Raw genomic sequence first — 25,141 nt, 5'->3', positions numbered from 1 at the left:
TTTGGACGCGGGACGGCCTTCTTTGGACTCGCAGACACTCACTTTAGACGCGGGACGGCCTTCTTTGGACTCGCAACTGCTTGCTTTGGACGCGATTCAACAAACTTTGCACGTTGCATATGAATATATTAATTTTGGGGGATTCTTATGACTTTATGGATTATAGTTACCATAGTGTGTGGATATGTAGTTGGCTGCTTGCATGGCTCGACAGTTGCACATTGGATTTCAGGAGTTAATTTGAAAGAGGCTGGCGTGAAAAATGCCGGAGCGTCGAATGCGATGATCGTTCTTGGGAAACGGTATGGCGCGCTTGTCGCTTTGATTGATATAGGAAAAGGAATTGCTGCAGTCATTGCAGCAAGGCTGCTTGCCGGACACTTCGGGCTTCCCGCAGAGTCCATCACTTTGCTTTTATTCGTTGTTGGAGCCGCTGTCATATTTGGCCATAATTTTCCGTTCCATATGAAGTTTAATGGCGGGAAAGGTACTGCAACTGTAATCGGGGTTTTATTCGCCATTGATTGGCGATTTGGGCTTACGGGGTTGCTTCTGTTCATTCTTGTAGCGCTCGTGACGGATATTCTCGTCATTGGCGTCATCATGCTATATCTCACTCTCTTGGCAATGGCCATTTGGCTCGATGGCTATTGGCCGATATTGATTGCCGTATTGCTTTTCTTAATGGCGATCTGGAAGCATATCGAAAACTTCAAGCGGATTCGCCAAGGGAATGAACCACGGATACGGGCGTCATTCAAGAAAAAAAAGAAAACATCCTCGAATTGATGCTTTTATTGCTGTAAATCGAAATGTTTGACTTCTCAGTGATACACTGAGGGAAAGGGGGTTTGACAGGTGGTATTAAGAGAAAAAATACTTGCTGACTTGAAATGTATTCTTGCTGAATCTCTCTCAAAAGAGGATGTGAATGTTTATCTTTTTGGTTCCTGGGCAAGAGGAGTTGAAAAACAAAGTTCGGACATTGACATTTCTGTTGAGCCTAACCGACCTCTTTCTCCTGCGAGTTGGATTGATTTACAAGACCGACTGGAAGAATCAACTATCCCCTATCATATAGATCTTGTTAATTTGAACGATGCAAGCAAACCTTTAATTCAAAACGTGAAAAGGGAGGGAATTTTGTTGAACGACTTCAAGAGCGTATAACAACCGCCAGGAAAGCTTTAGCTTCATTAGGTGAACTTGTGGTAATTGAAAATCCGAATAATGTCGAACGTGACGCCACAATCCAAAGATTTGAAATCACATTCGAGGCAACCTGGAAAGCTGCGAAACAGTACCTGTTTGACATTGAAGGTATTGATATAGGATCGCCTAAAGGCGTTATTCGGAGTTTCCGTGAAGTTGATTTGTTCAGCGATGAAGAAACAATTCAAGCATTGCAAATGGTGAATGACCGAAATCTAACGGCTCATACGTATAACGAGGAACTAGCCATCAAGATCCACACAAACATACACAGTTATTTCCCCCTTTTAACTTCATGGCTTAACCGAATGGATGACAAGCTAAAGAGGCACTTCAACAGTTGACCTGTTCAAGCGCCTCTTTCATTTCATTAAGAATCCAACCAAATTTTCACGGCCGTCCCGAGAATCAACACAGCCAAGATTCCCTGCAATACTTTCGTATTCATCTTTTGACCCGCTTTTGCCCCTAATGGCGCGGCAAGGACGCTTGCTACAATCATGACGGCAGCTGGCCCGTAAAGCACTTGATCCGTCACAATCTTTCCTACAGTCGAACCGATTGAGGAAATGAATGTGATGGCGAGGGATGTTGCAATCGTCATGCGTGTCGGGATTTTCAAGACGACAAGCATGATGGGCACTAAAATGAATGCTCCCGCAGCTCCGACGATTCCAGCCGCAATCCCTACGATGAAAGCAAGCACCGCTGCAAGCCATTTATTGAAAACGACCTGATCAGCAGGAATATCATCCAATCCTTTTTTCGGAATGAACATCATGATGGCTGCAATCGTAGCCAGAATGCCGTACACCAGATTGATGCTTCCTTCTGAAATTAAATTGGAGCCGTAGCCCCCGATGAAGCTTCCGATCAAAATCGCGCTTCCCATATAAATGATCAATGTCTTATTTAGATATCCACCCTTCCGGTAAGCCCACACACCGGAAATTGTAGCGAAAAACACTTGGATTGCACTAATCCCCGAAACTTCATGCGCGGAGAATGCGGCAATTCCGAGCAATGGCGGAATGTATAACAGCATCGGATATTTGATGATCGATCCGCCGATTCCGACCATGCCGGAAACGAAGGAACCTACAAATCCGATGAGGAAAATGGTGATGAGAAATGTCATATCCATAAATTCAACCTCCCTAATTTATAAGCACAGGGCGCCAGAATAGGGGCATCGGGCATAAGGCGAAGATGCGACGTAGCGTTTTTTGCCACATTAACTTGGACTTATGACCCTATCCCCTGGCGCACGAAGCTAGATGCATAATCAGGAAAAGGGTATCTATCTAGATACCCCCTCCCCTACAATTAGCCCTTTTTAATATAAAACGTGAAGACGCCTGCATCTTCTTTTTGGTCAACCATTTCATGTCCGCTGGCTTTCGCCCATGCAGTCAAGTCAGCCATGGAGCCTTTATCAGTCGCATGGATTTCAAGGATTTCTCCTGTCTCCATTTCCTTTATTGTCTTTCTTGCACGTACAACCGGCATTGGGCATGCCAACCCTTTTGCGTCTAATACTTTTGCTACGTTCATTTATCATCTTCTCCTTTTAATCAAATTCTTTATTATCGGACCGCACAACGGTTTGGTCCAATTTCCATTTCACGCTGTGTTTCTTCGTCAGGTGTGATTTTACCCATGTTCGTTTGGCGGATCTCTTGGTATGCATTGGGCTGAGGAGGCAAATTTCCTGTCACCAGTTGACGGAATTCCTGTTCGTCCTCGATGTTCAAACCGTGGTTATTCGCGAACAGCTTTCCTAACGTTTCCGAAACGCTTCCATCATCATTCAATTCTTCGATAATCATGAAATGCGCTGGTAGGACGAGTAGACCTTCCGCTAACTCACGGTAACGGCTATACAAAGTGTCCCGTAGATCGCCGACCCAATCTTCCGCCAAGCCAGCGAGGTCTGGGCGACCGATGGAATCGATGAATAAAATATCTCCGGATAATAGATAAGCATCATCTACAATGAATGAAGTGGAGCCGATTGTATGGCCCGGTGAATACAGCGCTTGAATATCGATTTTCGACGTCCCCACCGTTATAACTCGACCATCTTCCAACGGTTCGTATGCAAACGTCACTTCTGTTGCATCTTTCGGCGGCAGCCAGTATGTTCCGTTCACGGCTTCGGCAATTTCGCGTCCGCCGGAAATATGATCTGCGTGCAGATGCGTGTCGAGTACATTCGTAATCTTCACGTCCAATTGTTTTGCAAAATCAATGAACACATCCGTCATTCTTGTTGCATCCACAATCGCCGCTTCGCCATTCGACACGATCATATAAGAGAGGCATCCTTTTCCGATGCGCACGAATTGATAGATTGCGCCGCCATCCTTTAAGTCACCCACCTTCACAGGCTCCAAATGTTCGCTCCATGCTTTCATGCCGCCTTGTAAATAGCGGACATCACGTCCAGCTTCAGCAAGCATTTCCGCGACAAAAATAGAAGAGCCTTCCTTTGCACAGACGACGACAACGTCCTGATCTGTTGGAATTTGATCGAGAATTCCCTCCACTCCATCCAGTACATCAAAATAAGGGATATTCAAGTATTGAATGTTCTCCCCTTCAATTTTCCAATCTGAAAAAGCATCTTCGTTACGGACATCCAAAATGAAGAACGCCTCTTTTGAGATTACTTTTTTAGCGATTTCGCCAGCAAGTATCGGTGTAACCGTCATTCCTGTTTCCTCCTATCACATATGTTATTGAACGGATTTTTCAATGGGACCGTTCCATCCGCTCATGCCGGGTGTTACGTTTTTCACGTCCGTGAATCCTGCGGCTGCAAGTTTTTGTGCTGCCAGGTCGCTTCGATTTCCCGTTCGGCAAACAACATAAATGGATGCTTCTTTATCCAAATCGCTCAAAGCACTCTCAACATCGCCGAGCGGCAGTGATTGAGCGCCGGGAATATGACCGAAAGCAAATTCCGCGACCTCCCGAACATCCAAAACGATGATTTCTTCCCGATTTGAAAGAGCTGTTTCCAATTCTTCATTAGAAGCTATATGGGGATGACTCATTTCCACTTTTTCCTGATCGTCCGACTTCCGTAAATAATGTGTAAGCGTTCCGTCTTTTTCAGTTGTTCCTAAATAGTGATGACCGGAACTTTCCGCCCAAGCTTTTAAGTCGGCTGTAGAGCCTTTATCGGTTGCCCGCACTTCCATGACACCGCCATTTTCCAACTCTTTCATCGCTTTTCTTGTTTTGACGATCGGCATTGGGCATGCCAAGCCTTCCGCGTCGACTATGTGATCCGCTTTTATCATTTCGTCACTCCTAATGCCCATGGGGGTATATTTTTCTGCATAAAAAATTATTCGGTCGGACCTTCCCAAGCCAACATGCCGCCTGCCATATTCACAACATTATATCCGTAACTTTCTAGGAATTTCGTTGCCTGTCCGCTGCGACCGCCCGAACGACAAACCATTGTGTACTCCGCGTGTTTATCCAACTCGTTCATTCGGAATTCCAACAGCCCAAGAGGGATATTGATGGCGCCGGGAATTTTACCTTCCGCAACTTCGTCCACTTCACGGACATCAATAATATTCAGCGATTGCTCCGCGGACAATTTTACTTCGATTTCTTTTGCAGTCACTTCGTTCATGGTACTTCCTCCTTGTGTTAGATAAATAAATTCACATTGCCGTCTTGCGCATCCGCCAAATAAGCGGCTACACCCGCATATTCAATGCCGTCCAGCAACTCCGCTTGATCGAGACCTAACAAGTCCATTGTCATCGTACATGCGACAAGTTTGATGTCTTGTTCTTTTGCCATATCAATTAATGATGGAAGCGTCATCGCATTATGCTTTTTAATGACATGCTTAATCATTTTAGGGCCCATTCCAGCCATATTCATTTTTGAAATGCCCATCTTATCAGCACCGCGCGGCATCATTTTCCCAAACATCTTTTCAAGGAACCCTTTATTCACGGGCACCTGCTCTTCTTTTCGGAGTGCATTCAATCCCCAAAACGTATGGAAGATCGTCACTTCATGATCATAAGCCGCAGCTCCGTTTGCAATGATATAGGCAGCCATCGCTTTATCGTAATCTCCACTGAACAAAACAATGGTCGTCTTTTTCGTTTCCGACAATACAATCATCCCTTCTCTTATAGTACCGTTACCCCTATGGGTATATTAAACCGATAAAAGAAAAGAGTCAACTGTTTAGCGACTCTTTACAAGAAGGTCTACCGCTTGCTTTACGATCTCCTCTTGATTCATCGGGTTATTTTCATCAACGTTCTGCATGCATGAAATAATGTTCGAGCTGACAATGACGCCAATCGTACGGTCAATCGCCGAACGGGAAGCCGACAATTGCGTAACGACCTCTTTACAATCTTTTCCTTCTTCGATCATCCGTAAAATCCCTTTGATTTGGCCTTCGATTCGTTTTAAGCGATTCACGACTTTGTCATCGTATTCCAATTGTGATCAGCTCCTTTCTCATGGAGTACAATACCGATTATATACCCCGTAAGGTATAATGTCAAGCAACCGATCTTCTTCGATTCAGGATTCTGCAAAGTTCGACAATTTATGGTATACTAGTAATAGACAACTTGATAGGGATCGGTTTCAACTAGTTGTTTTCCATCATGATTTGATTGCTTAGGGCATGCCCAAGCAATTTTTTCATTATGAGAATAAACAGTAGGAGTGATTCGTTTGGCTTTTCCACGTAAGGAGAAACCTGTTTCAGATTTTGTCGCAGCCCGTCAAATCGATGAGGAGATTTCATTCGTTCGCAATGACCATGAGGTGAATGGGACAATCCACAAGATCCTTGAAAACTCGGTCATTGTTAAAATTTCAGAGGAAGATGCCGACCTTATTGGCGTCGCATCGAACCTCACCGTTGTTTCACACAAGAACTACTCAGTAGATTAATTTTATATGGAAAAAGGGCATCTCCGCCACCGCCGGAGTGCCCTTTTTTACTTATATAATGAAGTACGCCAAAACAGATAGGCAGATTGATGTGATTGTCATTGCAATCAATGGCTTCATAGCGCGTTCGCGCAAGTCCTTCAAGCTGACGTTCAACCCAAGACCAACCATGGCGGCTGTCAATAGCCATGTCGTTGCTGTGCTGATGCCCGCCATTACATTATCAGATACCGGGATTGAATGACCCAATACATAACTTCCGAACAGGCTTAGTAAAATGAATCCGACAAGGAACCATGGAAATTCGATTTTGTTCTGACCATCTTCTTCCCCTTTGCTTTTCCGCTTCATGAAGTAGATGAAAATGAAGCATAAAGGGACTAATAAAAATACCCTGCCGAGTTTCGCCAATAATGCAATGGCGAGCGCGTCTTCCCCCGCTGGAGCGGCAGCAATGGCGACATGTGCAAGTTCATGAAGGCTCATCCCCGACCAAATGCCATACTCCGTTGGGAGCAATGGTAATATGGGCCGCAGTAATGTATAACCAATCGCAAACACGGTGCCCATCATGGCGATGATCCCGACGCCGATTGCGGTGTCTTCATCCTTCGCTTTGACAATCGGCGCGACTGCCGCGATGGCCGCAGCTCCACATACCCCCGTCCCTACCCCTAGCAGAAACGAAATTTCTTTGTCCGCTTTCAGCCATTTCGCTAACATGACAGTCGCCGTAATGGCAAATGCAATGATAAGTGCATCACGTGCCAGCAATCCCAATCCGTCACGGAACACGACATCAATGTTTAATTTCAAACCGTATAAAATAATGGCTAGCCTCAGCAACTTTTTCGAGGAAAATGTAATTCCTGCACGAAGCATTTCCGGATAGCCGAAAACTTGTCGATACGCAACAGCAATAATAATGGCGCTCGCCAACTGTCCGATATGGTTGAATCCAGGCACTTTCGCTAATAAAAAACCTACTAATGCAATAAAAAATGTGAAAGCGATCCCTGCAATCCATAAGCCTCTTTCGTTAGCACTCTTTTTTTCAGTCATCTGCATTACCTCCTCTCTGTAAGCCTAATACGCGGTATTATATAAGTAAAATAAATTATAATAATCCTCATGATAAGTAAAACTGTATAATTAATTCAAGGAGGGATCGGAAATGGATCTACAGCTTCAAATATTCGTCACAGTGGCAGAAAAAAAGAGCTTTTCACGTGCCGCTGAGGAGCATCATATGACCCAGCCTGCAGTGAGCCAATATATCCGGCAGTTTGAGGATCAGATCGGGGCAAGGTTACTCGAACGGACGAATAAATACGTCCGCCTCAACAAAGCCGGTGAGATCGTCTATCATCATGCGAAGGAAATCCTTGCTTTGTATACGAAAATGCAAAACCTTGTCGATGATTTGGCGAATAAGGCGAGCGGTCCGCTGTCGATCGGCGCGAGTTATACATTCGGCGAATACGTGCTGCCACGCATTATCGCCAATTTACAACAGACTTATCCCGATGTCCAACCAACTGTAAAAATCGGCAATACGGCGACCGTTGCCGATCTTGTCGCAAGCCATCAGCTTGATATTGGTATCGTGGAGGGGAAATTCAATGCAGCACGACTCATCGTCGAGGATTTTGCAGAAGATGCTATGGTGATTGTCTGTCCCGTTGACCATCCGCTTGCATTCCGGAAAGAACTACTTGAAATGACCGAGTTGGAACAGGAGACTTGGATTGTTCGTGAGCATGGTTCCGGTACACGAGAGGCGATGGATAATTTATTCGAACTGCACAAAATTGCACCGACAAAACTTATGGATTTCAGCAGCACCCAGCCGATCAAGGAGTCGGTCGAAGCAGGTCTCGGCATAAGCTTACTTTCCCATTGGTCGATTAAAAAAGAATTGAAAAACGGTGATTTGCTAGTGCTGGACGTGAAAGGGCTCCCCTACCGCCGTCAATTTTCGATTGTGACAAACACCCCTTTCCAAACAAAGGCACTCGAGGTTTTCATTGATATCTTGCGGACAAATAAATTATTGACGACACTGAAATAGAAGGAATTCCACCTCTGCCTATCGAAATGGAAAGGAGGAGAGGAGCTGTTCAAGCAGTGAGGAATATTTTATTGTCAGCTATCATCATAATGGGTGCCATTTATATCTTTTTTATTCCACCCGATCCGGTCGGTCTCAAGATCTTCATGAAGCTTATTCCGATGGCACTCATTCTCATGTTCGCTGCAATGACGCCGCCACTTGTTTCACAGGAGTATAAAAGACTTATCATTGCCGGATTATTCGTCTGTATGATTGCAGATGGGGTTATCTACTGGTTCATGGCCGGCCTTATCACTTTTTTCATTGGACATCTTTTTTACATCCTCGCTTTCAAGTCTGCGAGCCGTAAACGCGTTCCGATATGGGCTGCGGTCCTTCTCGTGCTTTACGGTGCCGCAATGGCCATCTGGATTGCCGGGTCCCAATTCGCTGTTGGTGAGTCGATTCTTGGCGCGGCTATCATTGCCTATATCGCAGTCATTTTAACGATGGGTTGGATGGCGATCCGTACGAGAATGCCACTTGCCATTACAGGTGCGTTGCTGTTCATGCTCTCGGATTCCGTATTAGCGATTGACCGATTCGTCCTTGAAATCCCTTATCGTGACGCTTTCGTCATGGTGACATACTATGCTGCACAAGTGTTCATCGCAGCAAGCATTGGCAGCCGGGTCGTCAAGTATTCCGTGAACCGAAACAATCTGATAAGATAAGGGAAACTACGCTTTTCATCAACTGGAGGAATTTGAAATGAAAGAAAAACTGATTGAACGCCTGACACGTTATGTAAAAATTGATACACAATCGGATGAAAACAGCACGTCCACCCCATCCACGCCAGGACAATGGGATCTATTGCATGTGCTTGAAAAAGAACTTGCCGATATTGGACTGGAAGAGATCACATTGGATGAGAACGGCTATCTATTCGCGACTCTCCCTGCCAATACGGATAAAGAGGTTCCGACAATCGGCTTTTTAGCGCACGTCGACACTGCACCTGATTATACAGGCAAAAACGTCAACCCACAGCGAGTAGACGATTATGACGGCAATGATATTCAGTTGAATGCGGAAACAACGATGTCCGTTTCCACATTCCCTGAGTTGAAAAACTATGTAGGCCATACGCTTATTACGACAGACGGTACGACGTTGTTAGGCGCTGACAATAAAGCCGGAATCGCAGAAATCATGACAGCGATGGAGTATTTGATTCAGAATCCAGAAATCAAACATGGAAAGCTTCGCATTGGTTTTACGCCTGACGAAGAAATCGGCAGTGGTCCGCAGAAATTCGATGTGGAAGCATTCGGCGCGAAGTACGCCTACACAATGGATGGCGGACCACTTGGTGAGTTGCAATATGAAAGCTTCAATGCAGCTGGCGCAAAAGTGACGTTCCACGGAACAAACGTCCATCCGGGATCCGCAAAGGACAAAATGGTGAACTCCATTCTAATTGCGAACCATTTCCAAGCGGCGATGCCTGCGAGTGAAATTCCGCAAGTAACAGACGGCTATGAAGGGTTCGTCCATTTGACGGATGTGAGTGGATCTGTCGAGAAGACCGAGTTGCATTATATTATTCGCTATTTTGATCGTGAAACGTTTAAAGCGCGAAAGCGATTGTTTGTCGACACGGCTGCTCAACTGAAAAAAGAGCATGGTGAATATGCTGTAGAGCTTGAACTGACTGACCAATATTTCAATATGGGTGAGAAGATCGAACCCGTCATGGAAATCGTTGATATTATTTCCGATGCATTCAAAGTACTCGACATCCAGCCTGATATTGTGCCGGTGCGCGGCGGTACGGACGGATCCCAGCTTTCTTATATGGGCATGCCGACGCCGAATATTTTCACGGGCGGTGAGAATTACCATGGGAAATATGAATATATATCGGTCGACAATATGGAGAAGGCGACAAACGTCATCATTGAAGCTGTAAAACTCTTCGAAGAACGCGGATAGGGAGGTGTCACTGTGAAGGCTATTTGGATCGGTATTCTGTCATCTCTATTTTTCGCAGTGACATTCGTGTTGAATAGGTCGATGGAAATTTCGGGAGGCAGCTGGTTGTGGAGCGCCTCCCTCCGTTATTTCTTCATGGTTCCGTTTTTGATTGCCATCGTGGCTTATCGGAAAGGGCTACGGGAAACCGGCAAGACAATGGCCGCGAAGCCCCTCCCCTTCTTCATTTGGAGCATCGTTGCATTCGTCCTTTTTTATGCTCCTCTCACTTTTTCCGCCGCGTACAGCCCAGGGTGGCTGCTTGCGGGCACATGGCAACTGACTATTGTGGCGGGCGTTTTATTGGCACCATTGTTCTTCATTGTCGTGAAGACAGATGAAGGGGAAAAGAGAATTCGGCAAAGAGTTCCCATCGTATCACTGCTCATTACATTGATTATTTTTGCCGGCGTCGTGTTGATTCAAATTCCGAATGCGAACAGTGTCGATACACACACATTATGGCTTGGCATCCTCCCCGTCATCGTTGCGGCTATCGCCTACCCATTAGGCAACCGAAAGATGATGGATTTATTGCAAGGAAGACTCGATACGTTTCAGAGGGTGCTAGCGATGACGTTGATGACGATTCCGGTTTGGATCGGTTTTGCTGTCTACGCAATGTTCACTGTCGGGCCTCCGTCTATGAATCAAGTGACCCAATCATTGATTGTTGCAGTCAGCTCAGGCGTCATTGCGACGACACTATTCTTCTTGGCGACAGACCTTGTCCAGCATGACCAAGGCAAGCTTGCAGCGGTCGAAGCGACGCAATCGACAGAGCTCATTTTCGCGATGATCGGGGAAATGCTCATTTTACATATCGCTCTGCCCGGTCCGCTTTCACTCGTTGGCATTTTGGTGATTATTGTCGGCATGGGTTTGCATAGTTATCAAACGTCTGTTGCGAAGAGGAAAATGTCCGTAAGTGCGGAGCTATAATTAGGAAGAAAAGGAGGAATTATAGTTGAGAAGACTTTTTTCTTTTTTACTACTTATTTTCCTATTGGGCGCTTGCAATCGACCCACTGCAAACATAAATGAAGTCGAATCCGGAGCTTCCGGTTTAAAAGAAACAGATTCTATAACTATGCCAGAAAGCAAACCCGATGATTTCAATTTTTCTACCCAATTCGGTTATTGGAGCAGTAATGAAATTAATACATTTGAAGGCACCTTCACGAAAGATTTAATTGAGGCGGGAACTGTGACAACTGATGTAACATTTACTGAAGAGGAAATGAATTTTATTTATGGGAAAATGAAAGAGATTAACATTGCGGACGCCAAACAATTAATACCCGAAATCATCGATTGTTCTGTAGAACCCTATGAAGAAGATAAATGGGAGGTCCTTATCAACGGAGAAACAATAAGCCATACTGTTCCCGGAGCCTATTGCAACCCGACGAACGACGCGAAACAGCTGATTGAGTTACGGGATACTATTTTAGATTTAATTAAAGAGAAAGATAGCTATAAGGAACTGCCTGATGCTGAAGGCGGATATGAATAAGTTTTATTATTCCCTAGACGCAAAAACCGCTCAAATTACTGAGCGGTTTTTGCGTCTAGGAAAATAATCGAAGTACAACGAAACAATCAACAAACTGACTAATGCAGAATCTATAATCCGCACAATAATGCTTCCATACAATTCAAATGGGATTGGATAAATGAAAGACCATGCCCCAAACAAAAATAGAGATAGTAAAGTAATACAGCCCCAATACATCGATTTTTGTACCAGTCTTATCCCCAATTCCTTATCACCATTATACTTTGCTGTTCGATAGTACATATATGTACCAATGGCACATATACCGGCAAATGTGCTTCCATGTTGAAGGATTTTGTAAACAGGGATATCCCTATCGAAAACTTGAAAGGTATAAGAAAGCACCGACAACTTATTCACCATAAAACCATTTATGTGTGTAAACGAATCCCAGACTACATGGGTCAGCATGCCAAAAAGCGCCGAGTAGAGAAAGACAATAGCTTTTAACGATTTAGATGCATCTCGCTTTTCAGAATGCGTATCTTGCAGGAGAAACGGCAAATGATTAAACAAAGTTCTATGTATATATGCTTGATAAATTAAATAAACAACCGCGACAACTGGAAGATTAAAAGTTACAAACCCTATAAATGTGTGACCAATCTCACCAGATGGTTTTCCTCTGAGAAAGTACTCAAAGTCAGGCGACATACTTCCTAAAACCAATGCTAAGAAATTAACATACTTGCTGTTTCTCGAAAAAGGCAAGACTGCTGCAGGATGAGCGAACGTTAAGGGCATATAATGAACTCCCCCAAATGCTTAATTAGTATTATTGACTCCAAAACTCAATAATGGTTTTTCCAATTCTATATATTTCCCACTACTAATCATACGCCTCACAACACAAAAAGGTTTCCAAGTTTACAGATTCTTGGAAACCCAATACCAACACCAGTTATTATTTTTTTCTTTTGATAGCGGAATTACCTATCTTTGATTCATTCATACTCCCCAATAATCTCCACTGCTTCCTCTGCTAATGAAGTATCGACGGCTTTATCAAAATCAATATCACCCAAGATCGCCCCGTTCGCTTTATACGTTTCGTATTGCTTCTTGATATCATCCACGAACATTTCACCGTCCGGATCAAGCCCGGTGACATTTACTTTATCCCATAGCTCTGGATCTTTCAAAGCGGTATGTTGCACCATGATGTCAACGATCTCATCTTTGCCCTCACCTTTGAAGAACGCATCGTTGTAATCCCGGACACCTTTCAAATAAGCTGCCATAAAGCGTAATGAAACGTCTTCTTCACCCATGAATTTCGGAGAGGCCAAAACCATGGCGATCTGCGATTCAGGTGCATAATCAGTTGCATCTTTAAACCGGACGTGGAAACCATTCGCGACTCCTTGTGCAATCAACGGCTCGATGCTAAGAGCTGCGTCAATTGTACCTGCGTCAATGGCGCCAAGCATTGCGCCAAAATCTGCGATATGGACGTATTCGACATCTTCCTCAGTTAACCCCGCATGTTTCAACATTTCCTCGTAAATATATCCATCAATCGAGTTTCTGGAAGACACGGCAATCTTCTTCCCGCGGAAATCAGGATAATCTTTTATTTCATCTACCATATGGTTGCCGATGACGAAGGTGAAATACGATTTGCCCGGCATATTATGCCCTTTATCCGCAATGATTCGAACGTCAATGCCTTGTGCAATGGCGTTGAAAAATGATGCGGTTGAGACGCCGCCCGCAATATCGACTTCACCAGCAGCAAGTGCAGGCAGCATGTCGTCGCTATTAGCGAAATCAGCAAATTCCACTTCAATATTGTAATCCTCAAAATATCCTTTTTCCTTTGCGATATAGAACCCTGCCCCTGAAGCCGCACCGTCCTCGGCAATCAACACCTTCACCCGCTTATCAAGAGGCGCCAAATCCCCGGATGGCGTCTCAACGACTGTATCGCCGCCAGCCGGTTTTTCCACTTTCGTTTCTGGCGCGGGTTCTTGTTTGGCGCATGCTCCGACAAGTAAGAGCATCGCAGCCAACATCATTATCCAACCATACTTGAACCCTTTCACCTTTTCTCCCCATTTCATTTGTTCTCTTTCCTGGACCGTTGCACTTCATCTTGCAAATGCTTCCAAATATCGACAAACTGCTCTGCAAGCTTTGGATCTTTCCGAATATCTTCCATCGTCCTCGGCCGCGGTGTGTCGATCTGGACTTGCTGGATGATCTTCCCCGGTTGCGCACTCATGAGCAAAATCCGATCGCTCAGCAATATGGCTTCATCTATGCTATGTGTTATGAAAATCACTGTTTTTCTTGTTTCTGACCAGATGGAAAGCAACTCTTCTTGAAGGATGAACTTATTCTGTTCATCCAACGCAGCGAACGGCTCATCCATCAACAAGATTTCCGGGTCATTTGCAAACGCACGGGCAATGCTCACCCGCTGCTTCATTCCCCCGGATAGTTCCTTTGGGTAAAGATGTGCAAACCGGTCAAGCCCTGTTTTTTGTAAGTAATAATCCGTCCTCTCCTGGATGACATCTTTCGACAATTTTCGCATTTTCAGCCCAAAGGCGACATTCTCCTTTACAGTCAACCAAGGGATGACACCCCTTTCCTGAAATACCATCGATTGGAGAGGACGTCCTTCCTGCTCAGAGCGAATTTCGAATTCACCGATACTTGGCTGTTCAAGTCCCGCTAGTATCCGCAATAATGTAGTTTTGCCACAACCGCTCGGCCCGACAATGCAGACAAATTCCCCTTCTCCTATCGAGAGGGAAATGTCGTCGAGAGCGGTCACACTCAATTGTTTCTTGTAAAATGCCTTCGTCAGATTCCTAATTTCGATTTTCGCATTCTTTCTCATCCAATCACCTCCAAGGTAACAACTTTTTCTGAAGACCGCGAAGCATCAAGGAAAAGAGATAGCCGAAAAATGAAATGAGGATGAGTCCGACAAACATTTCCTTTAACAAAAATGCCTTATATGACGTCCAGATCAGATAACCGATTCCCGAAGTCGCCCCCATCATTTCTGCAGCGACAATCGTCAACAAGGCGATCGCCTGCCCCATCTGGATCCCTTCCAGCATGACCGGCAATGCGCCAGGCAATGCGATTTTGAAAAAGAACTGCATTTTGCCAGCCCCATAATTATTCGCAACGTCCAAATAAATTCGATCGATGTTCAAGACGCCGGCCGCCGTATTGATGACGACCGGAAAAAACACGCTTCCCGCAATCGTGATAACTTTCGACAAGTCACCAATTCCAAATAGGATGATGATGATTGGAAGTAATGCGAGCGTCGGAATCGGCATAAGCGCCATGACAATCGGCTGAACAAAATGCCGGATTGGAGAATAAAGCCCCATCAGCAAACCGATGACCACCCCGGGTATGACGCCAGCGAGGAACCCTGCAAATATCCGGTATAAGGACACCCCGATATGATCGGCCATTACCCCATTCGCTATCATTTTGATGAATGTGCCTAAAATGGCGGATGGCGGCGGGAAAAATCGGATATCCATTATCCCCGTCCTCGACATCACTTCCCACAACAGCAAAAGGAAGATTGGCGAAGCGATCGTCAATAGCTGCTTGTATCGTTCCTTCGACTGTCGTTGCTTCCATTCCCGTTGTTCGATTTCATACGGATCGCGTTCAAGAGTCGCTTTGTCTTTATTCAACGTTCACCACCTCTTCATAACAATAATATGTGTATGCCTATAGGTTTGTTTGGGCAGATGAGGGGGATTTTAGCGAATAGACGCGGAACAGCTTATGTAAGCACGAGTATATAAAACACAACAAAAAAGCATCCCGCCGCCATTTTCAGCTAGATGCTTTCTTGCTTTATTCAATTAACCGCGCCAGGCGCTCATTCCGCCTCTAACGTTGATAACATTCGTGAAGCCTGATTTTTTCAAGACGTTTGCAGCTTGTGAACTGCGCATGCCGCTTTGACATATGACGACAACTTCTTTATGCTTATCGAGTTTATCCAACTTGGACTTTAATAAGTTCAAAGGGATATTCTTAAATTCATGAATATGACGACCTTTATATTCCGCAGGTGTTCGAACGTCGATGAACTGCTTTGATTTGTCTTTCAGAATATCTTTCAACTGTTCAGTCGATATTGTTTTGACGCCTTTTGACGGCATCATACGCCATGCGAAAAACGCGACAATTGCTATGATGATGATCCATTCCATGGATACTCTCCCCTTCAGTTTGTGGATTGTGCAGCAGAGTAGGCATTATACCCACCCTCCATATGTTTTACGGTTTCAAAGCCGCGCGCTTTCAAAATGCTGGACGCGATTGCTGATCGCGCCCCACTTTGGCAATGAACGAGCACTTTCTTGTTTTCCAGAATGTCAGCTTCACGCAATTTGCCGAGGAATAAATGCTCCGCTTCGTTCAAATGACCATTATTCCATTCATTGTCATTACGCACATCGATGACAAACGCATCTTCGTCTTCCATCTCTTTAAGGAAAGTCGAAACGGGTAACGTTTCATATGTCACGAGTTCCTCGCCATTAAGCATAGCCGGATCGGCGAATGCGATGATCGTATCGAGCCCGATGGATTGTAATGTTTTTTGCACTTCTTCTTGTTCACCAATCTCTGCGATGACGACAATTTTTTCATCATATTTTACCAACCATCCAGCCCAGTTGGTGAATGATTTATTGAATGGAATATTTATGGATCCTTTCAAAAGGCCTTTCTCCGCTACTTTGGCAGGCCGCGTATCCAAGACAAAAACTTGTTCTTCGGCTGCCAGTTTTTTAAGTTCCTCGCTCGTTTTGAGCACCTTCACTTTTTCATCACCCAAAATGGAAGGACCTTCCTTATTTAGCTTCTTCATTTCCGCAAAATAAACCGGTGCCTCTGGCTGGTCTTTCAAAAGTTCTGTAACGAATTTTTCTTCTTCGTTTATTTGCAACGCCCAGTTGGATTGCTTTTCGTAGCCGACTGTTGAAATCGGAACCGCTCCAAGTGATTTCCCACAAGCCGAACCTGCACCGTGTCCTGGCCAAACGACGAGATGATCGGGCAAAGTTTTAAAGCGCTGAATGGACCGGTACATATCCCGTGCGCCACTGTCAGCAGTTCCTCCGATGCCTGCCGCTTTTTCAAGCAAGTCCGGTCGACCGACATCACCGACGAAAACGAAGTCCCCTGTGAAGATACCCATTGGACCCGTCGCGCCGCCACCCCGATCCGTCAGCAGAAATGATATGCTCTCAGGCGTATGACCCGGCGTATGCCACACTTCAAAATCGATATTTCCAACCGAGAACTTTGAGCCTTCCTTGACGAATTCAACATCGATTCCATCAGTATAGCGATACTTCCAATTTTCATCGCCTTCGTCCGACAAATATAGCTTCACGCCATGTTGAACAGCCAACTGCCGCGCGCCGGAGACATAGTCGGCGTGTATATGCGTATCTGCCGCCGCTGTGACACGCAGACCTTCTTTTTCAGCCGCTCCCAATATATGTTCAAAATTACGGGGTGCATCGATAATAATGGATTCACCCGTTCGTTGACATCCGATTAAATAAGCATTTTGCGCTAACTTCTCATCTGTAAATGATTTGAAATACATATATACCCCTCCATGTATTTTTGCTGTGAACTCAATATACCACCAGGGGTATGTTAATGCAACAATTTTGTTTATCACCGCTTAACCAATAACTTCCGTTCGCTGGATAGAATTATCACCGACTTGATGTAGTTTACCTCCGACTCATGATGTGTTATCACCGACTTGAAAGACTTTATCACCGACTCTGGGCAGTTTACCACCGATTGACGACAGTTCAACAAGAATTTACCCTATGGGGCACGAAACATAAAAAAGAGAAGCCCTATCGGCTCCTCTCCTACTTGATCAATCCAAATTCTTTTGCTTCCATCCGTAATTCTTCTCTAAACTTCGGATGAGCGATGTCAATCAATGCATTCGCCCGCTCGGACAGCGACTTGCCATGCAACCTGGCAATCCCATACTCCGTCACGATATTGTCCACATAGTTTTTCGATGTCGTCACGACAGAGCCGGGCGCCAAATGCAGTTTGATCCTCGAAATCGTATCATTTTTCGCCGTCGAATGCATACACACATACCCTTTGCCGTATTTCGACAGCCGGACGCCTCTTGCGAAATCTGCCTGGCCGCCACTAGACGAGTAATAACGGCCCGCGACGGTTTCAGATGCACACTGTCCATATAAATCGACTTCTGTCGTCGCATTAATCGACACCATATGCTCTTCTTTTGCAATTTCATACGCGTCATTAACGACACTTACAGGGAGGAACTCCACGGAAGGATTGTTATTCAGAAAATCATATAGACGTTGGGAGCCGAAAGCGAAAGTCGTAATAATTTTCCCTTTATGGGACGATTTTTTCATCCCATCCACAGCGCCTGCCTCAACAAGATCGACAATTCCATCCGTCAGCATTTCCGTATGGATGCCTAAATGCTTTCGGTCCTTTAGCATTTTCATGACAGCGTTCGGAATCGCCCCGATACCGATCTGCAGCGTATCACCGTCTTGGATATCCTCAGTAATGTACGCTGCAATTTTTTGGTCCTTCTCCGTAATGACTGGTGATATTTCTTCAGTCAAAGGCACATCATTTTCAATAAACCCGGCAATTTGACTCATATGGATTTGATTCGCCCCAAAAGTGCGCGGCATATGCTTATTCACTTCCAAGACAAAAGGGACCTTCCCGATAAATTCTGCAGAGTAATCCGCATTCGTTCCAAGCGAAAAATAGCCATGCTCATCCATCGGTGAAGCAACTGCCATCACCATCGGCTTCTTCGTCGTTTTCTGCAGCAATCTATACATTTCCTGAAACACATTTGGAATTAATTCGACATGCCCTTCCCAATATGCCCTCCTCGTCGCTCCACTCAGAAAATACGAAATATGAGAAAGATGGCCTTTCATTTTTCCATTTATATAATCACGTTCACGCAATGCCAACATTTGGTGCACTTTGACGTTCTCCAATTTTTCATAATGCGTCTCAAGCAAATCCAACAATCCATGAGGCTCGCCATTTGAAAGAGGAATAATGATATCTGCATTCTTTTCGACCAATCCGATAAATTCCAATGGATGTAAACGCTTTGTCATATGTCACACTTCCCTGCTGATGTATTGAAATCAGTATAGTACAGACGGAGAGCCTGCTCAACTTGTTGAAAAGTGAGAGAATACTTATAATAAAAATATGACAAAATTAACGAACGATCAAATCAGACAATTGAATAGCTATAGTGTGTACATCGGAACTCCCAACCATCGACTGTTTACGCTGCAGCATTTATTGGATACCGAGAAAACGGCTGACTGCTTGAAGCTCGTGCAAGCCGTCAGCGGCAGCCCAAGTAAAACGGTCGCTGCTTCTTTCTTTATGCGGCGTGTTGGGATGTTCATCAACATGCAGTTGTATAACTTGGCAGCCTACGATGAAATTTGGGATGGCGATGCAACGAAGATGTATTTTGGGGCAGTTGAAGAGTATGGAAATCGGACAGTCAGTACGTTTGTCGATGAAAGCGACTGGCAAGCGGTCGATGAAAATGAACATCGGGAAGTCATCCGGAAAATCTTGCTGCAAGCAGACAAAGTCATCCGCCAAATCCGGACAGTTACCTCCGTCTCCCCACTGACTCTTTGGGAGAATATTTTCGGCTTTTTACTGTGGCAGTATCACGTCATGCTGAACGACCCAAGTATGAATGTGGAAGCACGAAACGATCTGGATATATTAAAAAATGACGAGACATGGAAAGAGATTGCTCGTCACTCTTTATTCGCTAAATACCTAAAAGGTCACGAGCCATCCGAACTGTTGAATACAACAGTCCGGACGACCTGCTGCTTCTCCAAAGACGTTCCCGGTTTAATGCAATGCGGATTTTGTCCGTTGAAATAACGCTTTAGCCCGCCCGGTAAGCTAGATACGATTGTTTAATGGAATAAAGTACGCCGATTGCTGCGCCCGAATAAAAAAAGCCCATAAAAATGCCTGCAGGCAAATTGCCGCGATGGCTGATAAAAATGGATAGAAGCAATGCTGCCACCGTAGCAATTGTCGACAGCCAGCTCGACTTTACGCCGAACATCCATTTAGCTGCTAATACAATCAACAAAACAACAGGCACCGCCCAAATTGCATCCCACATATTTGTGTGGATGATCGGATACTCGGTAAACATGAAATCAGTCCTTTTTATAATAAAGGATTTCCGTAAGTGGCTAATTTATTCATTTTGAGGAGGGAATCAATGATACATGTATTGGGTAATGTCATCGACAGCGAGACACGTTGTACGCACTATCATTCCGAGCTCGACATTATTGCCATCAAATTTTATTGCTGTGATACATATTTTCCTTGTCACTCCTGCCACGAGGAAGAAGGGTGCGGCGGCCATAAAGTTTGGCCGAAAGAGAAATTTGATGAAAAAGCCATCCTTTGTGGATGTTGTGGTCACGAATTAACGATAAATGAGTATCTGACATGTCATTACAAATGTCCTTCATGCAAAGCAGAATTTAATCCTGGATGTGGGTTGCATAAGGAATTTTATTTTGAGGTGGACGATGTCAGCCCGTCCCCCTAACGTCTTTTTTCAGGCATATATTTTAGCCACTTTCTCAGTTTATAACTAGTCATCATGTATCCGACTGCCGCAAGTCCGGACACAACCGCGGACACTAGTAAAATCGGATCTTTATCCAAATAGTATCCAGCACCCGCTCCGATGAATCCAAGTATAATAAGTTGGAAAAGCTGCTTTTTCCGGCTTTCATAGATGGCAAATTGAAAGGACCTGCGCTGCTCAATTTCTTTGAGCTGTTCTATTTTGCGTGGCGTGTCAAGAAATTCAATTGCTGAATGAAAGATTTTGAAGAACGGCTGGGATCGAATCACCTTCCAGTAAAATGACCACTTGCTATCGTGTGAACTGAGCCATTCCTTAAAAACAGACGACGCCAATTGCATCAGCTCTTCCTCCGGTACTAAGCTGCGGATGATTCCTTCAACCGTAATGAATGAACGTCCTAGGAAAACAAACCGTGTCGGCACTTGAATTGGAAGAGCTGCAATCAGATCATTTATTTCCAACTTCAGTTTGATCAAATCCATTTCTTTGAGTTGAGCAAGATCGATTGACATCCATTCACTCAGCAATTTCTCTACCGTTTTTGTATCCGCTTCAGGAAGCAAAAATCCTAAACGGGACAAAACCTCCACAGTTTTACTGTAATTTTTAGCAAGAAAGGTTTCAATCAATTCTTGGAATGCTACCGCGTCCTTTTTCGATAGCTCCCCCGCCATTCCAAAATCAAGTAAGATGATTTGTCCCTCTTCCGATAGAAGGACATTCCCGGGATGCGGATCTGCATGAAATATGCCCGGTTCTAACCATTGGGGCAGAAAAATTTTTAATAAGCGACGTGCGACATCTTCTCCAGATATTTCTTGAATTGCTTCCACATCCGTGAGCCGCTTGCCTTCAACCCACTCCATCACAAGCACTTTTTGCGTGCATAATTCAGGAAAAACGGATGGGATCTTCACGATTTCACTCTCTTTATAACGTTCTCTGAAGTAAAGGAGCGTCTCTTTTTCCTTTGAAAAGTCAAGCTCGCGCTCAATTACTTGTTTCAGTTCTTTGAACAGGACCTTAAGATTGATAAAACCTTTGGGGATCGGAACAAAATGATCTACAAACCAAATGAGAATCTTCAAAGTCCGGAAGTCCGTCTGCACAATCGACTGGATCTCCGGACGCTGTATTTTGATAGCAACGGCCGAGCCGCCTCGTAGTATCCCTTTGTAAACCTCTCCTATGGAAGCTGAGGCAACGGCTTTCTTTTCAATCGACAAAATCTTTTTAGAGACCTCTGTCCCCCATTCCTCCTCCAACAGCCTTTGGATTTCATGCCATTCAGAGGACGGAACCTTATCAGTCAAGTCTTGAATTTCCTTTATAAATGAATGTGGAAGTAAATCGGAACGGATGCTGATGAATTGCCCTACCTTTATAAGCAATCCCTCCAATTCAAAAAGCGTTTTCCTAAACCTTTTCCCGATGCTTTCCCATAACCTTTCCCATTCAGCTTCAGACTTGCGGGTCCATTTATACCAATAAATTTGTACGATAATAGCAAATGCCAATGACAGCACTTTATACATTCGAAGGAATTTACTATTCTTATTCATACAATCATCTCCAGGCAAGTGATACTGTTGTATTCTACAGCAATCGTAAAAACCCTTTTCTCATACTGATAACCTATTTGTTTTAGATTGCTTAAAAATGTTCATTTAACCTTGAACCAATTCAATCACCTCACCATCAAGCCCCTCGTAAAAAACAGCTATCCACCCATTTTTCAGCTTGTAAGGGCCTTCTGAAGGAAGTAAACCCTTTCCTCTCAGCTTGGCCATCCACCCCTCTATATCATCGACTTGCCACGCTATATGGACTGAATTAGATATGGCCGAGATGTCCTCTGCTTCAATTAATTCTATTCTTATATCCTCGTTTTTCAGAAAGGTAATTTTCTCTCCGTTTAACGTAAGACATTGCTCAATCTTTAAGTCAAACATACTTTCATAAAATTGAATGGAGTTTTCTACACTGCCAACTTCAATCCCGCCGTGATGCCACTTCATCATTTCTCTCCTATTGGCAGGATCAGATTCATATCACCAAACTCATGCCAAAGATAACCAGCTGATAATACTTCCTCATAAGCTTTCATAAGAATTTTTTCATCAATAAACGCACTAAGCAAATCCAGATGGCTTGCTTCTGGCTCATGAAAACCTGTTAATAGCCCATCTACGGCTCTTAAGGGGTATCCTCTTTGAATATAGAGACGTGTTGCTCCTTCTTGTGCTTCCACAATTCCATCGTTATTGGCCGCTGTTTCAAGTGCCCGAACCACCGTCGTTCCAACTGCAATGACACGTCCGTTTTTTCTTTTCGTTTTGTTTACTAATTCCGCGGTTTCTGCTGGGATGCAAAATGCTTCAACATGGTTAGCTGGATTCGGCCAGCGATCATTCCCATAATAACTTAATCCGGCGTGCAGCTGCAGATAAGCAATTTCGACTCCCTTTTGCTTTAATTTATGTAGCAGCCTGTAGGATATAGCTCTCCCCGCCGAAGGCATCTCCACGGAACCCGGGACGGAAGCATATACAGTCTGATACATCTCTAACGGCCACGGCGTTTTAATATATTCATAATACAGCGGCTCTCCGTATCGATAAAAGGCATCGTATAATTCCAACCCGCCCTTTGAAAAAGAAAGAATAACTAAAGGAGACTCATTGCCTTTTCCAATAATAGTTGCTGTTAATTCGCCGGGTAAGTATATCTTTTCCCCTATTGTACATACATCTCCTACAATAAGCGCTTCCCATTCTTGGTCAGTTACTTTACGAGATAACCGAATTTCTATCGATTGCTCTCCATTTCTTCCTTGCAACACAGCCGGAAGGGTACGACTATTATTTAGCACCAGCAAGTCACCTTCGCGTAAAATGGAATCCAGTTGATGAAAATGGCGATGAAAGCTCTCCCCTGTAATTCTGTCGAGCGTCATTAAACGTACATCGTCCCGCCTAATTCCTCTATATTCAGCAGGAGTACTCGCATTTAAATATGCAGGCACTTGGAAAGGACGGGTTTCTGTCATCATCAAATGTCCCTCTTTTCATTTAACAAGGATTGTGCCTCGAATCTCATTCCATTCACTTCCATGGATTCATTCAGCGCAATGGATACAAATACGTTCGCCACATCATTCGGGTCCCCTAATTCATAATCACAATCCGGAACGGCTATCCTATGCATCTCCGTATCCATTTCCCCCGGGTCAACCATACAGACACTAATCCCTGTCTCACTCAGCTCATCAGCCCATGTTTGCGTTAATCCCTCTACTGCGAACTTGGAAATACCGTAAGCCCCCCACTCCGCAAATCCTGTTTTTCCCGCTTCTGACGTTATAGTAAGGATTCTTCCTTTATTTCTAGTTAACATGCCCGGTAGAACTCGTTTTGTCACTAGGAATGGATTCATCGTATTCACCCGAAGCACTTCCTCAAAGTTGTGGTCAGGATAATCCACTAACAGTGTAGGTCCTGGCCCAAATACAGAAGCATTATTAATTAATACATCAACCCTTCCATACGCTTCCTCTGCAATCGATACGAAACGTTCGACATCTTTCGTATTAGAAATATCAGCATTGACCGCGACCACTTCCGCCCCAAGGTCCCGTGCTTCCAACTCCACCTTGTGCAGCAGCTCTTCTCCTCTTGCACAAATAGCAAGTCGTGCTTCTTGTTTTGCAAATGCCAATGTCAATGCTCTGCCGAGGCCTTTAGACGCTCCTGTGATCATAACAACCGGTTTTTCATTCATGTAATCTCCCGCTTTCTTTTTTGTTGTTACATTTAGTTTAGGGAGAAAGGGCATAAGAAGCATCGGAAGGATGACTGAAAACTTCTACGAAAAAAAGAGGAAAGATGTATACAACTTTTGAATGAACTAACACGTTTCTTCAAAAAGAAAAAGAGCTTTCGATTGATACCCTACCGAAAGCTCCTTCCTATTTACTCTCCACTTGGTTCAGTTAAACCATATTTCACTGCATAAAGTACAGCTTGTGTTCGATCCTGCACTAACAGCTTCGGAAAAATATTGGATATATGCGTTTTCACGGTTTTTTCTGATACGAATAAAGCCGATGCAATTTCCCGATTACTTTTTCCTTTCGTCAGCTCTGCCAGCACATCCTGTTCACGCGGAGTCAATGGGTTTACAATATGTGGCAGCACTTCCTTTTGCGCCCTTATCTTCATAAGATGCGTTGTTGCACAGGGATGAATCGTATTTTCTCCGCGCATAATTTGTCGAATACACGTAACAAGTTCGTCTGGCTCAATATCCTTCAATTGATATCCCGCAGCTCCTGCTTCAATCGCTGGTATGACATGATCTCGATCAGAAAAGCTTGTTAATATGAGTACTTCAACTTTCGGATAACTATCTTTTATATGCTTTGTTGCTTGAATTCCATCCATTTCAGGCATCATTAAATCCATGAGTACAATATCAGGTTGAAGTTCCGACGTTAATTCAATCGCTTCTTTTCCGTTTTTCGCTTCGCCAATCACCTGTATGTCTTTCTGTGTTTTCAAGAAAAAAAGGAGTCCTCTTCGAACGACGTGATGATCATCCGCGATTAACACCTTTATCATTCCGCTCA

At 44.3% G+C, this 25,141-nt stretch carries 32 protein-coding genes; 11 read left to right on the top strand and 21 right to left on the bottom strand.

What is annotated here, in order from left to right; all coding sequences use genetic code 11:
- Positions 1 to 147 precede the first annotated feature (147 nt).
- The 3 genes from AWV70_RS04345 to AWV70_RS04335 all read left to right on the top strand — a co-directional run bounded on the left by AWV70_RS04345 (position 148) and on the right by AWV70_RS04335 (position 1,556).
- Positions 148 to 789: a glycerol-3-phosphate acyltransferase gene (locus tag AWV70_RS04345; protein WP_060204763.1), complete on the top strand. Its 642-nt coding sequence runs from the start codon at positions 148 to 150 to the stop codon at positions 787 to 789.
- A gap of 69 nt (positions 790 to 858) precedes the next feature.
- Positions 859 to 1,170, top strand: coding sequence for a nucleotidyltransferase family protein (locus AWV70_RS04340; protein ID WP_060204761.1), 312 nt, complete (start codon positions 859 to 861; stop codon positions 1,168 to 1,170).
- The gene (locus AWV70_RS04335) at positions 1,167 to 1,556 is read left to right on the top strand and encodes an HI0074 family nucleotidyltransferase substrate-binding subunit (RefSeq protein ID WP_060204759.1); all 390 of its coding nucleotides are present in this window, start codon (positions 1,167 to 1,169) and stop codon (positions 1,554 to 1,556) included. Before AWV70_RS04340 ends, AWV70_RS04335 begins: the two co-directional genes overlap by 4 nt.
- A gap of 26 nt (positions 1,557 to 1,582) precedes the next feature.
- On the opposite strand, the gene AWV70_RS04330 is transcribed toward AWV70_RS04335, so the two are convergent.
- The 7 genes from AWV70_RS04330 to AWV70_RS04300 all read right to left on the bottom strand — a co-directional run bounded on the left by AWV70_RS04330 (position 1,583) and on the right by AWV70_RS04300 (position 5,700).
- Positions 1,583 to 2,356 (bottom strand): sulfite exporter TauE/SafE family protein, encoded by a 774-nt coding sequence (locus AWV70_RS04330; RefSeq protein WP_060204757.1) that lies wholly within the window; start codon positions 2,354 to 2,356, stop codon positions 1,583 to 1,585.
- 182 nt (positions 2,357 to 2,538) lie between these two features.
- Positions 2,539 to 2,766 (bottom strand): sulfurtransferase TusA family protein, encoded by a 228-nt coding sequence (locus AWV70_RS04325; RefSeq protein ID WP_060204755.1) that lies wholly within the window; start codon positions 2,764 to 2,766, stop codon positions 2,539 to 2,541.
- A gap of 32 nt (positions 2,767 to 2,798) precedes the next feature.
- The gene (locus tag AWV70_RS04320; protein WP_060204753.1) at positions 2,799 to 3,926 is read right to left on the bottom strand and encodes an MBL fold metallo-hydrolase; all 1,128 of its coding nucleotides are present in this window, start codon (positions 3,924 to 3,926) and stop codon (positions 2,799 to 2,801) included.
- Positions 3,927 to 3,950: 24 nt separating this feature from the next.
- Positions 3,951 to 4,520 (bottom strand): sulfurtransferase TusA family protein, encoded by a 570-nt coding sequence (locus tag AWV70_RS04315; protein ID WP_060204751.1) that lies wholly within the window; start codon positions 4,518 to 4,520, stop codon positions 3,951 to 3,953.
- Between the two features lie 47 nt (positions 4,521 to 4,567).
- A complete protein-coding gene (locus AWV70_RS04310) occupies positions 4,568 to 4,864 on the bottom strand; it encodes a rhodanese-like domain-containing protein (RefSeq protein ID WP_060204749.1) in 297 nt (98 codons plus the stop codon).
- A gap of 17 nt (positions 4,865 to 4,881) precedes the next feature.
- Positions 4,882 to 5,370 carry a DsrE/DsrF/DrsH-like family protein gene (locus AWV70_RS04305; protein WP_201024314.1) on the bottom strand — a complete coding sequence of 163 codons (489 nt, stop codon included), beginning with the start codon at positions 5,368 to 5,370 and terminating at the stop codon, positions 4,882 to 4,884.
- A gap of 66 nt (positions 5,371 to 5,436) precedes the next feature.
- Positions 5,437 to 5,700, bottom strand: a complete 264-nt coding sequence (locus tag AWV70_RS04300) for a metal-sensitive transcriptional regulator (protein ID WP_060204747.1) — start codon at positions 5,698 to 5,700, stop codon at positions 5,437 to 5,439.
- Positions 5,701 to 5,931: 231 nt separating this feature from the next.
- On the opposite strand from AWV70_RS04300, the gene AWV70_RS04295 reads away from it, so the two are divergent.
- Positions 5,932 to 6,162, top strand: coding sequence for a DUF2187 family protein (locus tag AWV70_RS04295; protein WP_235588542.1), 231 nt, complete (start codon positions 5,932 to 5,934; stop codon positions 6,160 to 6,162).
- Positions 6,163 to 6,213: 51 nt separating this feature from the next.
- Here the strand turns inward: AWV70_RS04295 and AWV70_RS04290 are convergent, their stop codons facing one another.
- Positions 6,214 to 7,224 (bottom strand): YeiH family protein, encoded by a 1,011-nt coding sequence (locus AWV70_RS04290; RefSeq protein WP_414714814.1) that lies wholly within the window; start codon positions 7,222 to 7,224, stop codon positions 6,214 to 6,216.
- Positions 7,225 to 7,336: 112 nt separating this feature from the next.
- Between AWV70_RS04290 and AWV70_RS04285 the strand changes: the two genes are divergently transcribed.
- Genes AWV70_RS04285 through AWV70_RS04265 form a run of 5 tightly spaced genes read left to right on the top strand, consistent with a single transcriptional unit; the run spans position 7,337 to position 11,768 of the window.
- Complete coding sequence (locus AWV70_RS04285; RefSeq protein WP_060204741.1) at positions 7,337 to 8,233, top strand: LysR family transcriptional regulator; 897 nt, start codon at positions 7,337 to 7,339, stop codon at positions 8,231 to 8,233.
- A 56-nt stretch (positions 8,234 to 8,289) separates the two neighbouring features.
- On the top strand, positions 8,290 to 8,949 hold the full coding sequence (locus AWV70_RS04280; RefSeq protein ID WP_235588541.1) for a lysoplasmalogenase: 660 nt from the start codon (positions 8,290 to 8,292) through the stop codon (positions 8,947 to 8,949).
- 37 nt (positions 8,950 to 8,986) lie between these two features.
- Positions 8,987 to 10,213, top strand: coding sequence for a peptidase T (gene pepT, locus AWV70_RS04275; protein WP_060204737.1), 1,227 nt, complete (start codon positions 8,987 to 8,989; stop codon positions 10,211 to 10,213).
- A gap of 12 nt (positions 10,214 to 10,225) precedes the next feature.
- Positions 10,226 to 11,194, top strand: a complete 969-nt coding sequence (locus tag AWV70_RS04270) for a multidrug resistance efflux transporter family protein (RefSeq protein WP_060204735.1) — start codon at positions 10,226 to 10,228, stop codon at positions 11,192 to 11,194.
- A 25-nt stretch (positions 11,195 to 11,219) separates the two neighbouring features.
- Positions 11,220 to 11,768, top strand: a complete 549-nt coding sequence (locus AWV70_RS04265; protein ID WP_060204733.1) for a hypothetical protein — start codon at positions 11,220 to 11,222, stop codon at positions 11,766 to 11,768.
- A 30-nt stretch (positions 11,769 to 11,798) separates the two neighbouring features.
- On the opposite strand, the gene AWV70_RS04260 is transcribed toward AWV70_RS04265, so the two are convergent.
- The 7 genes from AWV70_RS04260 to AWV70_RS04230 all read right to left on the bottom strand — a co-directional run bounded on the left by AWV70_RS04260 (position 11,799) and on the right by AWV70_RS04230 (position 18,973).
- Positions 11,799 to 12,554: a DUF4184 family protein gene (locus AWV70_RS04260; protein ID WP_060204731.1), complete on the bottom strand. Its 756-nt coding sequence runs from the start codon at positions 12,552 to 12,554 to the stop codon at positions 11,799 to 11,801.
- A 200-nt stretch (positions 12,555 to 12,754) separates the two neighbouring features.
- Positions 12,755 to 13,873 (bottom strand): ABC transporter substrate-binding protein, encoded by a 1,119-nt coding sequence (locus AWV70_RS04255; protein ID WP_060204729.1) that lies wholly within the window; start codon positions 13,871 to 13,873, stop codon positions 12,755 to 12,757.
- Positions 13,870 to 14,658 (bottom strand): ABC transporter ATP-binding protein, encoded by a 789-nt coding sequence (locus AWV70_RS04250; RefSeq protein WP_060204727.1) that lies wholly within the window; start codon positions 14,656 to 14,658, stop codon positions 13,870 to 13,872. Before AWV70_RS04250 ends, AWV70_RS04255 begins: the two co-directional genes overlap by 4 nt.
- A gap of 4 nt (positions 14,659 to 14,662) precedes the next feature.
- On the bottom strand, positions 14,663 to 15,484 hold the full coding sequence (locus tag AWV70_RS04245) for an ABC transporter permease (protein WP_060204725.1): 822 nt from the start codon (positions 15,482 to 15,484) through the stop codon (positions 14,663 to 14,665).
- Positions 15,485 to 15,658: 174 nt separating this feature from the next.
- Positions 15,659 to 16,012: a rhodanese-like domain-containing protein gene (locus AWV70_RS04240; protein ID WP_060204723.1), complete on the bottom strand. Its 354-nt coding sequence runs from the start codon at positions 16,010 to 16,012 to the stop codon at positions 15,659 to 15,661.
- A gap of 14 nt (positions 16,013 to 16,026) precedes the next feature.
- Positions 16,027 to 17,421 (bottom strand): MBL fold metallo-hydrolase, encoded by a 1,395-nt coding sequence (locus AWV70_RS04235; protein ID WP_060204721.1) that lies wholly within the window; start codon positions 17,419 to 17,421, stop codon positions 16,027 to 16,029.
- A 280-nt stretch (positions 17,422 to 17,701) separates the two neighbouring features.
- Positions 17,702 to 18,973: an acetyl-CoA hydrolase/transferase family protein gene (locus AWV70_RS04230; protein WP_060204719.1), complete on the bottom strand. Its 1,272-nt coding sequence runs from the start codon at positions 18,971 to 18,973 to the stop codon at positions 17,702 to 17,704.
- Positions 18,974 to 19,070: 97 nt separating this feature from the next.
- Here AWV70_RS04230 and AWV70_RS04225 point away from each other — a divergent pair, with 97 nt between their 5' ends.
- The gene (locus AWV70_RS04225) at positions 19,071 to 19,778 is read left to right on the top strand and encodes a hypothetical protein (protein ID WP_060204717.1); all 708 of its coding nucleotides are present in this window, start codon (positions 19,071 to 19,073) and stop codon (positions 19,776 to 19,778) included.
- A gap of 4 nt (positions 19,779 to 19,782) precedes the next feature.
- Here AWV70_RS04225 and AWV70_RS04220 read toward each other — a convergent pair whose 3' ends face one another.
- A complete protein-coding gene (locus AWV70_RS04220; protein ID WP_060204714.1) occupies positions 19,783 to 20,061 on the bottom strand; it encodes a hypothetical protein in 279 nt (92 codons plus the stop codon).
- A gap of 69 nt (positions 20,062 to 20,130) precedes the next feature.
- On the opposite strand from AWV70_RS04220, the gene AWV70_RS22795 reads away from it, so the two are divergent.
- Positions 20,131 to 20,469, top strand: a complete 339-nt coding sequence (locus AWV70_RS22795; protein ID WP_082713460.1) for a CHY zinc finger protein — start codon at positions 20,131 to 20,133, stop codon at positions 20,467 to 20,469.
- Here the strand turns inward: AWV70_RS22795 and AWV70_RS04210 are convergent.
- The 5 genes from AWV70_RS04210 to AWV70_RS04190 all read right to left on the bottom strand — a co-directional run bounded on the left by AWV70_RS04210 (position 20,466) and on the right by AWV70_RS04190 (position 25,133).
- Positions 20,466 to 22,076, bottom strand: coding sequence for an ABC1 kinase family protein (locus AWV70_RS04210; RefSeq protein WP_060204710.1), 1,611 nt, complete (start codon positions 22,074 to 22,076; stop codon positions 20,466 to 20,468). The two genes, AWV70_RS22795 and AWV70_RS04210, sit on opposite strands and share 4 nt — an antisense overlap.
- Positions 22,077 to 22,181: 105 nt before the next feature.
- Complete coding sequence (locus AWV70_RS04205; protein WP_082713459.1) at positions 22,182 to 22,535, bottom strand: VOC family protein; 354 nt, start codon at positions 22,533 to 22,535, stop codon at positions 22,182 to 22,184.
- Positions 22,532 to 23,566, bottom strand: coding sequence for an S-adenosylmethionine:tRNA ribosyltransferase-isomerase (locus AWV70_RS04200; RefSeq protein WP_060204706.1), 1,035 nt, complete (start codon positions 23,564 to 23,566; stop codon positions 22,532 to 22,534). Before AWV70_RS04200 ends, AWV70_RS04205 begins: the two co-directional genes overlap by 4 nt.
- The gene (locus AWV70_RS04195; protein WP_060204704.1) at positions 23,566 to 24,294 is read right to left on the bottom strand and encodes an SDR family oxidoreductase; all 729 of its coding nucleotides are present in this window, start codon (positions 24,292 to 24,294) and stop codon (positions 23,566 to 23,568) included. The genes AWV70_RS04200 and AWV70_RS04195 overlap by 1 nt, the downstream gene beginning before the upstream one ends.
- A gap of 191 nt (positions 24,295 to 24,485) precedes the next feature.
- Entirely contained in the window at positions 24,486 to 25,133 is a 648-nt protein-coding gene (locus AWV70_RS04190) for a response regulator transcription factor (protein ID WP_060204701.1), read from the bottom strand.
- Positions 25,134 to 25,141 lie beyond the last annotated feature (8 nt).

It is taken from the genome of Sporosarcina koreensis (genome assembly GCF_001531445.1).
Lineage (GTDB): Bacteria > Bacillota > Bacilli > Bacillales_A > Planococcaceae > Sporosarcina > Sporosarcina koreensis_C.
This window is presented reverse-complemented; position numbering and strand designations above follow the sequence as displayed.